The sequence below is a fragment of the Clostridioides sp. ZZV14-6345 genome (genome assembly GCF_020657775.1).
GTDB classification, from domain to species: Bacteria; Bacillota; Clostridia; order Peptostreptococcales; family Peptostreptococcaceae; genus Clostridioides; species Clostridioides difficile_D.
Window position 1 is genome coordinate 1 of sequence record NZ_JAGWCX010000050.1, and the last position, 14,812, is coordinate 14,812.

General features: G+C 28.7%; 12 protein-coding genes and 1 pseudogene. All 13 read right to left on the reverse strand.

Translation table 11 applies throughout. The annotated features are described in order from the left end of the window. Positions 1-330: 330 nt before the first annotated feature. A complete protein-coding gene (locus KGF39_RS13380; protein ID WP_227822678.1) occupies positions 331-2,226 on the reverse strand; it encodes a fructose-specific PTS transporter subunit EIIC in 1,896 nt (631 codons plus the stop codon). A gap of 35 nt (positions 2,227-2,261) precedes the next feature. Then, positions 2,262-3,131, reverse strand: a complete 870-nt coding sequence (locus KGF39_RS13385) for a ketose-bisphosphate aldolase (protein ID WP_227822679.1) — start codon at positions 3,129-3,131, stop codon at positions 2,262-2,264. A 356-nt stretch (positions 3,132-3,487) separates the two neighbouring features. Beyond that, entirely contained in the window at positions 3,488-3,613 is a 126-nt protein-coding gene (locus KGF39_RS19930; protein WP_255643371.1) for a hypothetical protein, read from the reverse strand. 70 nt (positions 3,614-3,683) lie between these two features. Further along, positions 3,684-5,378, reverse strand: a complete 1,695-nt coding sequence (locus KGF39_RS13390) for an ABC transporter permease (protein WP_227822680.1) — start codon at positions 5,376-5,378, stop codon at positions 3,684-3,686. Position 5,379: 1 nt separating this feature from the next. Next, positions 5,380-6,372: an ABC transporter ATP-binding protein gene (locus KGF39_RS13395; RefSeq protein ID WP_227822681.1), complete on the reverse strand. Its 993-nt coding sequence runs from the start codon at positions 6,370-6,372 to the stop codon at positions 5,380-5,382. An 18-nt stretch (positions 6,373-6,390) separates the two neighbouring features. Then, on the reverse strand, positions 6,391-6,789 hold the full coding sequence (locus tag KGF39_RS13400) for a hypothetical protein (RefSeq protein ID WP_227822682.1): 399 nt from the start codon (positions 6,787-6,789) through the stop codon (positions 6,391-6,393). Positions 6,790-7,081: 292 nt separating this feature from the next. Beyond that, positions 7,082-8,125: an extracellular solute-binding protein gene (locus KGF39_RS13405; RefSeq protein ID WP_227822683.1), complete on the reverse strand. Its 1,044-nt coding sequence runs from the start codon at positions 8,123-8,125 to the stop codon at positions 7,082-7,084. A gap of 516 nt (positions 8,126-8,641) precedes the next feature. Further along, positions 8,642-8,761 (reverse strand): annotated as a pseudogene (locus KGF39_RS13410) (helix-turn-helix transcriptional regulator); the annotation flags it as partial. A gap of 188 nt (positions 8,762-8,949) precedes the next feature. Then, complete coding sequence (locus KGF39_RS13415) at positions 8,950-9,144, reverse strand: helix-turn-helix transcriptional regulator (protein ID WP_413927022.1); 195 nt, start codon at positions 9,142-9,144, stop codon at positions 8,950-8,952. 525 nt (positions 9,145-9,669) lie between these two features. Next, complete coding sequence (locus tag KGF39_RS13420; RefSeq protein WP_227822684.1) at positions 9,670-10,497, reverse strand: polysaccharide deacetylase family protein; 828 nt, start codon at positions 10,495-10,497, stop codon at positions 9,670-9,672. Between the two features lie 54 nt (positions 10,498-10,551). Continuing rightward, the gene (gene treR / locus KGF39_RS13425; protein WP_227822685.1) at positions 10,552-11,265 is read right to left on the reverse strand and encodes a trehalose operon repressor; all 714 of its coding nucleotides are present in this window, start codon (positions 11,263-11,265) and stop codon (positions 10,552-10,554) included. A 132-nt stretch (positions 11,266-11,397) separates the two neighbouring features. Beyond that, on the reverse strand, positions 11,398-13,056 hold the full coding sequence (gene treC / locus KGF39_RS13430) for an alpha,alpha-phosphotrehalase (protein ID WP_227822686.1): 1,659 nt from the start codon (positions 13,054-13,056) through the stop codon (positions 11,398-11,400). A gap of 83 nt (positions 13,057-13,139) precedes the next feature. Then, entirely contained in the window at positions 13,140-14,558 is a 1,419-nt protein-coding gene (treP, locus tag KGF39_RS13435; RefSeq protein WP_227822687.1) for a PTS system trehalose-specific EIIBC component, read from the reverse strand. Between the last annotated feature and the right edge of the window lie 254 nt (positions 14,559-14,812).

A 14,812-nucleotide genomic window follows, 5' to 3' on the forward strand; every position in this document is an offset into this window, starting at 1 on the left:
CACAAGTGTGCGTAGCTATTTTTTAATCAATTTAAGAAATTCAATTTGCCTCGACACAAGCATACTTAGCCCTCCCTACCTATGTTTATATATTTCTATGTTTATATTAAGTACTATTTTAACATATTTACTAACTATGTAAAATTACTAAGATACTTCTGTATCATAAAAGAATTTATGATACACCTTACTAAATTGATATAATAGATAATATAATTTCAAAATAAAAATTAAGGATATTTAGAAGTAGTTAACTGATTCTAAATATCCTTATTGTTATTCTATATACTTGTTGTTATTCCATTAATTATTTTTACTATTATTTATAATTTAAGCACCAAGTAATTCAACTTCACTATTTTCACTTCTTATAGTAGGCTTTGTTACCCCTATAATCAATGCTGTTATTACTGTACCAACTAATATACAAGCTATATATGCAACTGGTGCACTACATGCAAATGGTATTACAAATATTCCCCCATGTGGTGCCATTAAAGTTATATCTAAACTCATACATATTGCCCCACCTATACAAGAACCAATTATATTTGCTGGAATCATTCTTAATGGGTCTGCAGCTGCAAACGGTATCGCTCCTTCTGTTATGAAAGATGCCCCCATTATAGCAGTTGGTAGGGATGATTTTCTTTCTTCTTTAGTAAACTTATTTTTGAATATTAACATAGCTAATGATATTGCTAATGGAGGTACCATTCCACCTACCATTAACGCTGCTGATGGTTCAAATATATTGCTTGAAAACATCGCTAATCCAAATGCTGAAGCCGTTTTATTAATAGGTCCTCCCATATCTGATGCCATCATTCCTGCTAATATTGCACCTAATAATACTTTATTACTTCCAGACATACTTTGTAACCAAGACTGTAAAGCTTCATTTAACCATGATGCTGGCGTATTAACTACAAAGAATATTATAGCTCCACTCGTAAATGCAATCAACAGTGGACATATTAATACAGCATTTACTCCCTTTAATACATCTGGTAAATTTTCTGTTATCTTCATTACTCCTAAAGCTATATATCCTGTTGCAAATCCAGCTACCATACCACCTATAAACCCTGAGCCTCCAATAACTGCCATAAAACCAGCTATCATAGCAGGAGCAAAACCTTGTCTTCCTGCTATTGATTTAGCTATAAAACCAGCAAGTATCGGTATAAATAACTTAAATGCTGAATCGCCTCCAAGTTGTCCAAAGAATCCAGCTATAGGGTTGTATGTTTCATGAGTTGGGTCTGATGCAAATATACCAAACATAAACGCTATGGCTATACCAATCCCACCTATTACTACAAATGGAATCATTTCAGATACACCACTCATTAAGTGTTTATAAACACCTTTTTTCTCTGACCCTTGAAGTATTTCTTTTGAATCTTCTAAAGTTTTTCCACCTGGTTTAATTTCTTTAGCCATTCCATTTTCAGCGTTTATAATTAAATTTTTAGCTAATGAAACATTCTTAGCATCTACTACTTTCTTTTGTAATACTTTTTTTCCTATAAATCTACTCATTTGAACTTCTTTATCACAAGCTATTATTACATATTCAGCTCTTTTTATATCTTCTTTAGTCAATTTATTTTCTACACCTATAGCTCCATGAGTTTCTATTTTAACTTCATATCCAAGTTCTTGCCCTGCTTCCTCTAATGCTTTCTTTGCCATAAAAGTATGAGCTATCCCTGTTGGACATCCTGTTATTCCAACTATAAGACCTTTATTTTGATTATCACTTGAATCTCCTGATTCTACAGCTTTATTATTAAATATATTTAATATTTCATATGGAGTTTCTGCACTTAGTAGGTGCTTAAGAAGATTTTCGTCCATTAGATATGTAGCTAGTTTAGATATAATCTTAAGATGCTCATCTAAACCTGATTCTGGAACTGCTATCATAAAAAATGACCTAATTTTTTGACCATCATTATCCGTAATTTCCTTATCAGTTCTTAAATACATCATTACAGGTTGCTTTACTGAACTTGACTTGGCATGAGGGATAACAATTAAATTCCCCATGTTAGTTGATGATTCTTTTTCACGTTTATTAATATCAACTATAAACTTTTCTTTATCATTTATATAATTTCCTTGATACAGATGATTTGCCATATAATCAATCACTTCTTTTTTAGTTTGTAATTGCTTATCTAGTATAATACAATCACTTCGTAATATTTGACCTATCATAAATTCTCCCCTCCTTTTTATTTGTTTCCTCATAACTAATTCTTATTTTTGTAAAAGCATTTTAATTTATCTATATCATTGAATAAATTCATTTTAAACTCTATAACTTCTCTTGCAGCCTCTATACATGGTGGATATATAGTATCTGGCTCATATAAACTTGGATTTTGTTCCAATAGTTCTCTGCACTTCTTATAATATGCTGACTTAACATCACTTGAAATATTTATTTTACAAACTCCTAGTTTAACTGCTTGTGCTATCTCTTCATCTGGATTTGATGACCCCCCATGAAGAACTAAAGGTATATCTACTACTTCTCGTATTTCTTTTAATAAATCTAATTTAAGTTCTGGTTTAAACCCTTTTGGATATATACCATGTGCTGTACCAATTGCAATAGCTAGTGTATCTACTCCTGTTTTTTCAACAAAATCCCTAGCTAATTTTGAATCTGTATATATTATTTCATCAGAACCACCTTCTCCTGTTGTTCCTATTGTTCCAAGTTCTCCCTCTACAGATACATTTAATCCTTTTGCTATTTCTACTACTTCCCTAGATATAGCTACATTTTCTTCATACGGTAAATGTGACCCATCAATCATTACTGATGTAAATCCACATCTTATTGCTCTTAATATTTGTTCTTTATTTTCCCCATGATCTAAGTGTATTACCATAGGTACCTTGCTCTTATTTGCTTCTTCTATACAACTAGCTACAAAGCTATCTCCTAGGAAACTTAGCTCATTTGGGTGTATTGCAAGTATTACTGGTACATTTTTTTCGTTAGCACTCTGTACTACTGCTTTAAGTATTTGCCCACTTCCTATATTAAATGCTGGTACAGCAAATTGATTTTCTTGTGCTACTTTTAGCATTTCCTTCATATTTATTAACATATTGTACCTCCCGATATTTTAAATTTTAGGTTGAGTTTGCTTCTTATTAATTTTGTTGTTGTTTATATTTAAATAATATCAGGTTAATAAAGTTCAGAAAATAACAATCGTTTTCCTTATTGAAAAGGAACTTTTATTATACACTTTGAGTTCCTTTTCACTAAATAATTTTTAGAAGTCTGTATCATCGTTAATTATACCTCTCATGTACAACTTCTCTTTTTAAGCATTTTAATTTAATATACTTTAGCTTTCCTAGATTTTTATAGTAAGCAATTAAGGTACTTTAACTATAAATTTAAAGATACTCATACCATAGTTAGTGCTATATTTGAATCAAAAAAATTAAAAAGATATTAGCTATTTAGCCAATATCTTTTTGTAGATTTCAATGGTAGAGATGATTTATAGGAATCATACTCACTATTATCTAATTTTGTACTTCCATAAACTTGACATAAAACACCAAAAATAACACCCATCGAGTTTATCTCTAAGGAATAAAATGACTTGGTTTTCTAAACACCAATTTATAAATTAGCCTTTGTTATTTTATGTAAATCTTTTTCTATCTAATTTAAAAATTATTCCTAATGCTACATAGCATATACCAATTACTAATACACCATAAGCCATAGATACTCCTATCTTAAATTCTTGCATATTAGTTACAATAGAAATTGAAATAGGTCTATTATAAACACCATAAAGTAAGGCTGACATTGTATATTCTCCAATTGTACGAATAAATACTAATATAGCTCCTGAAATTATTCCTGGCATCATATTTGGTACTATTACATTATAAAAGGTTTTTACCCTTCCAGCACCTAAACTCCTTGATGATTCTTCTAGTCCTAAATTTATTGACTTCATAGCAACCTCATTGGAGGAAAATAATAATGGCAAGGCATAAATTGTATATGCTATAGGTAAAATATAAAAACCACCTATTAAGGATTCATTAAAAGCAAATATACTTTTTTGATTAAATGTATTAATTAGGTTAACCGCAATGGCACTTGCAGGCATACTCCAAGGCAACATTATAATAAATTTTGCTAGTCGATTATATGTAGTATCCTTTTTAATTACTAAATACGATACTGGTACAGTGATTACCAATCCTGCTGCCACTGCCATTAAAGACATTTTCAAACTGTTTAATAGAGGCTGTAATACACGTGATTTTTGGAAAATCATCTGATAGTTTTCCAGTGTAAAGTCTCTAGGAAATATAGTTGTCATAATTGAATGTGTGCTTACAAAGGACAAATATACAATAGTAATTATAGGAAGCATAATCATAATAATTTGTATTTCAATAATAATCTTACATACAAATGTAAATAAGTCTTTTTTTCTATTATTAACTTTATAACTTTGAGATTTTAAGGATGGTACTACTCCATATTTTTTGCCATAATACTGTAATAAAATCATAAATAAAATCCCCATTAATAATAAAGTAATTACTTGAACTGAGGCTATATCCATGTGGTTATTAGCCTTAGACCTAACAATCTGAGTACTTAAAACTTTAAAACCACCACCTATAAGATTTGGAGCTGAGAAAGAACTAATCCCTGATGCAAAAGTTATAATAGTAGAAGTTATAACCGCAGGTGTAATAACAGGCCATATTACATCAAAAAATACTCTGAGCTTTGATGCTCCCATTCCTTTTGCAGCTTCAACTGTTGAGTAATCCACATATTTTAAGGCAACATATACATTTAAATAAAAATACACATACTGAGTATAAGCAACTACAAATAAAATTCCTTTTAATCCACTAAAATCATAAGGTTTTTTGATAAAGGGGAGTAAAATTTCTATAGATTTTGTAACTATCCCACTTTCTCCATAAATCTGAATACATGCAATTACCATAATTACTCCAGGAATCATCATTGGACTTAGTAGAAGAATATGTATGATTTTTTTGTGTTTATCACAAACAAATGTCATATATAAGGCAAGTGATATTCCCATAATTCCACATACGAGTACAGAACACAATCCCAAAATTATAGTATTACTTACTACCCTTAAATTATTAGTATTTGAAAAATATTCTTTGAAAACTTCAAAAGAATATCCACCTTTATCTTGGAATGCTTGTACAAAGGTGTTGCCTATTGGTACGATAATATATCCAATCAAAATCAAAAATAATATACTATATAAAATAATAGAAATAACACTTTTAGGTGTGAATTTACTATGGTTTATTTTTTTAATCATATTATTCACCTTGTAGCACACCTAAATATGCCCTATCCCCTACGTTTAATTTATTGCTATTATTCAGTCTATTAAGTTCAGTTACTTGATACTTTTTTCCATTATTTGATACTGTATATTCTAAAATTGCTCCTAAGAAATTCTTAGATTCTACTTTTACTTTTACAAAACCTCTTTGGTTGGTATTTTGCAATAATACCATTTCTTCAGGTCTTTTATAAATATAAGGCTTTGTCTCTTTTTCAATATTAAAATTAACATAATCTTCTTTTTCAATACAGTTTGAAGTACCTACAAAGTTTGCTACAAAATCATTCAATGGTTTTTTGTAAACTTCCATTGGCACACCAATTTGAAGAACTCTACCCTTATCCATTACAGCTATTCTATCAGAAATAGCTAAGGCTTCTTGTTGATCATGAGTAATAAATAAAGTAGTAATACCTATCTTTTGCTGTATATCTCTTATTTCTTCTCTCATCTTGATTCTTAAAGCTATATCTAGGTTAGACATTGGCTCATCTAATAAAAGCATAGTAGGCTCAGTCGCTAATGACCTTGCCACTGCCACTCTTTGTTGCTGTCCACCAGATAATTCATCAATCTTTTTTTTCCTAAAATCTTTCATTCCTGCCAGCTCTAAATAATTATCACATTTTTCCATTATAATTTTTTTAGACAGCTTTTTTATTTTCAATCCATAAGATACATTTTCTTCAACAGTCATATTTGGAAACAGTGCATAGTTTTGAAAAACAGTTCCCATATTTCTATTTTCTGGCTCTAGGTTGGTAATATTTTTATCACCAACATAAATACTTCCAGAAGAAGGTTTTATAAATCCACCAATTATTCTTAAAATAGTCGTTTTTCCACATCCAGAAGGACCTAATAAAGTAAAAAACTCTCCTTCTTTAATGGATATATTAACATCATGTAATACTTTTTCTTTTCCATAATAATGATTAATTTCTTTTAATTCTATATTCTTCATATCGTCTCCACAAATTATCTAATATTTATAAATCTCCAAATATACACATGATGAATCATCATAGATTTTAAATCTAGGAAACTCTATTGCCATTTCATCATCCTTTTCTAGTTCCCTAACTTTTCTATATATATAATCTATACCTTTAATCTCTGCTATTTTCATCATTTCATCTTTATCAAAAATCTTATATCTATCATATCCACATGAAAAACCATCACTAGCCATCATAATTTTCATTTTATATTCTATATCAATAAATCCACTTACACAATTATCAACAGCATCTTTAGAAAATTCCAAAGCCCAATACCCACCTACAGTATTTTTCTTAAGTCTATTTTCTATTATAATTGGCATTACCTCAGCTTTTTTCTCATTTAAAGTAAGATTTGTAGAGTCTTTGACCTCTTGCATAAAATCAAATACTTTTTTATCTCCTTGCTCACATAAATTGTACTTTTACTATAATTAAAAGTTTTGCATAATAAAAAATTCGCTTCATTTGAACGACTACGTCTACGAATCACTTCATATCGCCAACTACTTCTTTAGTTGCTCAAAAGCTATTTTATTTAATATTGGTGTATTAGTATCATTTGGTTGTATGAGTTATACAAAATTATGAGATACTATAGTTCCCTCATACGTAAAATAGCGAGGAAAATCCTCACTATTTTTGTATATAATATTAAATTATTTAATTAGGCTATTTTATAGTTTTATTGTTATCTATTATATCTGTTTCCCACTTTTCAATCCAGTTAGATTGATTTTTTCCAATTACAGACCAATCTACATCCATAGCTTTATATTCTTTTGACATCCACTTTGGTGAATCTTTAAGTGCAGAATCTAATGTTGGAATACGGTTAAAATCATTTGCAACCATAGCTTGAACCTTAGCACTTCCAACAAAATCTACGAATTTAGCTGCTGCATTTGGATGTGGTGCATTTTTTAGAGCTGCTACACAGTCTGTGATTACTACAGAACCACTCTCTGCATCTACAACTTCTAATGGCATATTATTTTTTTCTTTATTATCTATTATATCACTTAATACTGCAATAGATATTGCTGCTTCACCTTTACCTATTGCTGAATACATAACACTTCCGCTATTGTAGTAGTTCTTTATATTTTTATTTAAATCCTCAAGGTACTTCCAAGCTTCATCTTCACTCTTAGTAGTTGAGTAGTAATTGATTAAATTACTAACAGTAGAACGCATAGATGATGATAATGAGTCTCTAGTAACTATTAAGTCTTTATATTCTTCTTTTGTTAAATCGCTCCAATCTTTTGGTGCTTTATCAGCTGATAATAGTTTTGTGTTATAAAACATCATTACTGGTGTTTTTATAGTTCCATACCAATATCCGTCTGAATCTTTGTAAGGCTTGTCTAATTCATTGTTCCAGCTTGGTTCAGTCTTTTCATATAATCCTTCTTCTTTTAATTGCATGTATGTAGATGTATCTCCACCAAACATTATATCTGCTTGTGGATTATCTTTTTCACTTCTAACACGATCTGCTAGTTCACCTTTTAAATTTATGAATTCAACATTAACGCCTGTTTCCTTTGTAAATTCTTCAGAAATTGCTCCTAGCATATCCTCTCCATGTGTAGTATATACTACTAATGTATCCTCTAATTCATCACTTTTTGATGTGTTATCATTGCTACAAGCTACAAGTGATAATGACATTACTACAGATAATAAAATAGCTGCTATTTTTCTTTTCATATTGATTCCTCCCCTATATTCTCCATGTTCATTTTAAATGTTATTATTCTTGTAGTCAATGATTCAACAATAATCTATATAATTGTATTTTTCTATAATCACTAATTTTATTATTGTTTTTTTCTATGAGTATACTTATTTTTATACATATAATTTTTATATTCACATTAATCCATTTTCAATCTTGGTATTTTATTTCTTTAAAACATATTTTAAATATTAGTATTATCATTATTTACATGTATAAAAAATGACCTATGAATAGGTCACCTAAACTAATACTTATATGGTATATGAGATACTTTCTTAAATCACTTATTATTTTTTTATCTAGTCCACATTTAGTAAATAATGCATGTATGTATAGTTTCCATTTTAAGTCTTAATTAGAAATATGAACCACTGTGAAACTATACCTCCTCCTCACATCTAAACCTTAAATTTTTATCTATTATTTATTAATTGACTGTATATTCACTAATTTTTATCATTTACAATACTCTTCTTATCTTAAAAAGGATTATATTTCCCATTTTCTAAATGTACAATAGTCTCACGTCTTACCCCAACTAATTTAGCAAGTTCATTTTGCGTCATAAGAAGTTTTTCTCTATATTCTTTAATTTTTGTTTTCATTAATATTGCCACTTAGTTACATATCCCCCTTTTATCAAAATACATATACAACACTAATTTAGATAAAGACTGTATAAATAAAACTACAATAAGAATTATACCTGTATCCAAATTTGATATACTTATATTAATTGTATAAGACGTTGCAAAGAAAATAGCTATTATTACTATAGAATATATCATTATTGTTATTGCAATCTGGTATATAAACCATTATGACCTGTATCTGAAATTATAGGTAATCCACTAGCAGATAATGCATCAATATATCTGTAGACAGTTCTTACATTTATTTCTAGTTTTTCAGATATTTGTTTTGCAGTAACTTTTTTATCTGAGTTTAATATCCATAATATAGACATTATATTATCAATTTTAGACATATAGTTTTACCCCTTCATATGTGTTTTATAAATTAATTATATAGGTTATTAGATTAATTTTCACAAAAAAATATTAGCAAATTGCTAATATTTTTCGTGGATTTCAATGTTGGAGATGATGGGAGTCTATAAGTGGTTATTTGATTGTTTTGTTGTTTTTTGTAAATGTAGGTATATAGCTATTTAGTTATGATGTTAGACTAATTTTTTTAATGCTCTTTTATTGTTTATTTTTGTAGTTGGAATATCCTTAGTGTATAATTTCCTACTCTCCAAAACCCTTGCTAATTCAATAATACAAATCAAACTCTCAATTAAATTTTTTAATGAATAGATAACTATTGTTTGTACTCATAACAATATATTATATATATTTTCTGATATATATGATTTATTTGCAACTGACTTAGTGCAATTTAAACTACTTTGTCTATAAACTCAGTTTTAATAAAATTATAATTTATTGCATTCACCTAATTTTTTAACAAGTTCGCTATATTCCTTTGTTAACATGATATTCCTCAACTACTTAAATTTTACTTGCTGTCCACCTTTAATTTCATAAACTATATTGTCCACATTAACCCATACAGATTGGACTGAAGGATTATACACAAAACTTCCATCCATAGAAAATATTAATCTATTAAAGGCATATAAATAATCAACTATTTCAATATTTGTAGCATACCAAATATCATCTCTATTTCCCATCTTCTGTGAGAATTCTTTGATTAATTCCCAATTATTATCCCTATTAAATTCATAACTATGTCCCCATACATAAAACATATGTAAATGCTGTGGTCTGTCCTTAATTAAAAATTCATTTGCTAATTCTAACAAATTTTTATTATGATGACATGTAGCTTCCCACTGATACAAGTCTGATGGCATATTAAAATTGCCACTACTTCCTGCTATTCTTCCATATTTAATATCAATATAAGGTAACATGTTTTTTATTTCTTCACTATATGATCCATTTGGATATGATAAACCTCTTACAGGATATCCTACTATAGACTCTAATTTTTTCCTATCTTCAACAATTTGATTAACAACCTGAGAGATAGGGCATCTTGCTATAGTGGGATGTGTTACGGTATGTGTTGCAACCTCATGTCCTTTATATAGTTCTTTAATCTCATCTTCTTTTATTCTACGTCCAAAGTTTTTAATATTATCATTAAAACTTTTATCTATATAACCAGAATTTAAATAAAATGTACCTTTGATTCCATTATCATTAAATATTTTTATAAGTCTTATATCCGCTTCACGACCATCATCATAACTCATCGTAAGTACCTTATTTTTTCCATCTGGAAAACACTGATGTATTGTTCTCATAATAATCACTCCATTCTAACTACTATTATACTTAATATTATGGAGGCATACTTACTATATACTTCTACATGTAAAATCTATAAATTTAAATTTATCTGGTCTATGTCTTGATACTGTATACTGAAACAAGGTTGTATCTTCAAGATATGTATAACTCCTTACAACCACAACCATGTTAAATTCTCTCAAATCTAGAAGTTCTATATCTTCATCAGTAGCCATCTCTACAGTAATTTCTTTTTTACCAAAACCTATCTTAAGTCCAAGCTCCCCTTCTATATATTCATATACAGATTTTTTTGCAGCTACTAAAGGAAGATTATTAATAATATTACGATTAAAGTAATCCTTATCTATTATAATTTTTTCTCCATCAATTTCTCTTACTCGTAAAAGTTTATATACTTCATCTTTCTTTCCTACTTGAAGCTTCTCCATTAATATAGTATCACCTTTTACTATCTCAAGATTTTCAACATATGTCTTACAATTTAATCCAAGCATACTATGTAATTCCTCAAAGCTTGTTATTCCTGACACAGGAAAATTAAACTTATGAATATCTAAAACAATCGCTGATTTACCTCTTGATTTCTTTATATATCCTTTTTGTTCTAAAATACTTAATGCTTTTCTAACTGTATCTCTAGAAACTGTATATTCACTCATAAGTTCGCTTTCTGTAGGCAACTTATCATGAGCTACATATTCATTTTTTTCAATTTTATTTAATATTTCATTATATACTTTTTCATATTTACTTTCCATATTCTATCACCATTTATATTGTAGCATTGTAGAAAATATATATCAATAAATTCTAAAGCATATAACTAGCTAAATAATCTAGTAAATTTAAAGAAACTATGTTATAAGTTTCTTCTTACTATTCTAACAGTTTTAAACATTTTCATTACAATAAAAAACTATAGACTCATAAGGCTTTAGTTCTATCTCATTAGAAAAATCTATACTTTCGTAATTAGATAAAATGCATTTAAAGTTATTTTTTCTCTCTTTTAAGATTATTCTTTCAAATGATGGATAAAAATTACATAACACTAAAAGTTCTTCATCATCTAAAATTCTTTTATATGCAAACACCCTATTATTATTTTCCAACAATGGCTTATATGATCCATTACTAATAACTTTATACTTTTTCCTTAACTCAATAAGTTTCTTATAATAATATAAAATACTATTTGAGTCTTTTATATCTTTTTCTACATTTATATCTTTATACTTATTACATAAAGATATCCATGGTGTACCTGTAGTAAAGCCCGCATTATCTGTACTATCCCATTGAACAGGAGTCCTTCCATTATCTCTAGAACGATTCATTATTATCTTCATAATCTCCTCATTGGATGAACCTCTATCCTTTAAAATATTATAATAGTTTATAGACTCTACATCTCTATACTCATTAATATCAGCAAAGTAAGCATTGGTCATTCCAAACTCTTCACCTTGATAAATATACGGAGTTCCCCTCATTAAATGAACTATAGTAGCCAACATCTTAGCTGATTCCTTGTGATATACACCATCATCTCCATATCTACTTACAATACGTGGCTGATCATGATTACACCAGAAAACTGCATTCCATCCATTTCCTTTTTCCATCCCTATTTGCCACTGATTTAATATATTTTTAAGCTCCGCAAAATCTAATTCTTTTAATGCCCACTTATTACCACCATCATAATCTGCCTTTAAGTGATGAAAGTTAAATACCATACTTAACTCTTTTTCTTTAGGATTACTATACTTAATACAATAATCAATGGTTGTTGAAGACATTTCCCCTACAGTTATTACATCTTCATCAAGCATAAAGGTATTTTCAGATACCTCTTTTAAATACTTATGAATGTTTTCTCCATCAGTATAAAGTCTTCTTCCATCACCTAAATTATCATCCTCAAAAACATTAGGCTTTGAAATAAGATTTATAACATCTAAACGGAAGCCTTTAACTCCTTTGCTCATCCAAAACCTAATAATATCAATAATTTCTTTTCTTACTTGTGGGTTGTCCCAATTTAAATCAGCTTGAGTTTTATCAAAAAGATGAAGATAATATTCATCAAACTTTTCAACATATTCCCATACACTTCCACCAAATTTTGACTCCCAATTTGTTGGTGGAATTCCCTTTGCTCTTCCTTTTTTGAAAATATAATAGTCCTTATATTTTTTATCTCCTCCAATAGCTTTTTTAAACCATATATGTTCTGTTGATGTATGATTAAACACCAAATCAAGCATAATTTTTATGCCTCTATCTTTAGTCTTTTTTATTAACTCTTCTAAATCATCCATTGTACCAAATCTAGAATCAATAGCTTTATAATCAGCTACATCATATCCATTATCATTTTGAGGAGATACATAACAAGGTGTCAACCATATATAATCTACACCAAGAAATTCAAGATAATCCAATTTTTCAATAATTCCTCTTAAATCTCCTATTCCATCTCCATTACTATCTTTAAATGATTTAGGGTATATCTGATAAACACAACTTGTCCTAAAGTCCTTCATTATTACTTTCACCTTCTCCTACTTATATACTAATATTACAAAACTTTATTAATTTCTTTAATTGGCTACTTAAAAAAATAAATCTATTTATCTTTAATTTTCGCAAGTTTTGTCTTTGAAAAAATTATAGTTAACACAAAAGTTAATACTATTGATACTACTGATGCTATTAAATAACTAAACATATTTTTTGGATTAATTGATAATATAGCTGGTATTCCTGTAACACCAATAGATACAGCAGTAGTTTTAGTTATAACTGATATCATTCCTGCAACACCAGAACCTATAAGAGCCGCTAAAAATGGATAAAAATACTTTAAATTAATACCAAATATAGCTGGTTCTGCAACACCAAGACATGCTGAAATACATGCTGGCACTCCTACTTGTTTAACTTCATTATCTTTTCTTTTTAAATACATATAGGCTAAAACTGCAGAGGCCTGTGCCATACCACAGAGTGCATTAATTGGCCAAATTGGTGTTCCACCCATAGATCCTATTAATTGTAAATCTATTGGAAGTATAGTGTGATGTAACCCAGTAATAACTAATAGACAGAATGAAAATCCATAAATACCTGCAAATAACCATGCAAAAGAAGAATCAAAGCCTGCTTGAATAACAGTTGCTATTCCATTCCCAATAGCCCAACCTATTGGTCCTAAAACTGTATGTGCTAATAATACTGAAATAATTACTGAAAACAATGGAACTACCACCATACTTATTGCATGAGGAGTAATCTTTTTGAATAGTCTTTCTAAATATACTAAAGTAAAACCTACAAGAATTGCAGGAACTATTTGAGCCTGATATCCAATCATTTCAACTTGTGCAAAACCAAAATTCCAGAAAGGAACTTCTGTTGAACCTACTGCATAAGCATTTAACAATTGTGGTGATACTAAGGTAATACCTGTAACTATACCTAAAATCTGAGTACCACCCATTTTTTTAGTTATGGACCATACGACACCAACTGGTAAGTAATGGAATACTGCTTCCCCTATTAACCATAAAAAACTATGTACTCCACTCCAAAATTGAGATATTTCAATAAGGGACTTTGTTCCATCTTCAAAAAATTTCATATCTCCAATAGTTGTTCTAAAAGCTAGAATTAATCCACCTGCAATAATAGCTGGAATTAATGGAGCAAAAATTTCTGACATATTAGTAATAATTCTTTGAAGTATGTTCATATTCTTCTTAGCTGCTTCTTTTACATTTTCTTTAGATTCACCTTGTACTCCTGATATTTCAATAAATTCTTTATAATAATTACCCACATCTGGCCCAATTATTACTTGAAATTGACCTGCTTGTGTAAACACACCTTTAACATTTTTTAACTCTTCAATCTTTTTTGTATTAGCTTTGCTGGTGTCATTAAGAACAAATCTTAACCTTGTCATACAATGCATTAAAGTTACAATATTTTCTTTTCCACCTAAGTATGCTAACATTTCTTTTACTTCGTTAGAATATTTACTCATCTCTCGCCCTCCTCTTTTATACGGATTACTTATTATTTTTTACAACTTATACGTATATGTTTTATTAAAATACTATCACATGTATTTCCTTATGTCAATGTTTACATTCCGTTTTTTACTATATATAAGTTTTTTCTTAATTAAATATAAATTGAATTAGAAAATTATTTTATATAATTCGATATTCCCCCAAAACTTATACGTATATGTTTTAGAAAATTTAAATATTGTATATTTTTATCTCTATTCTAACA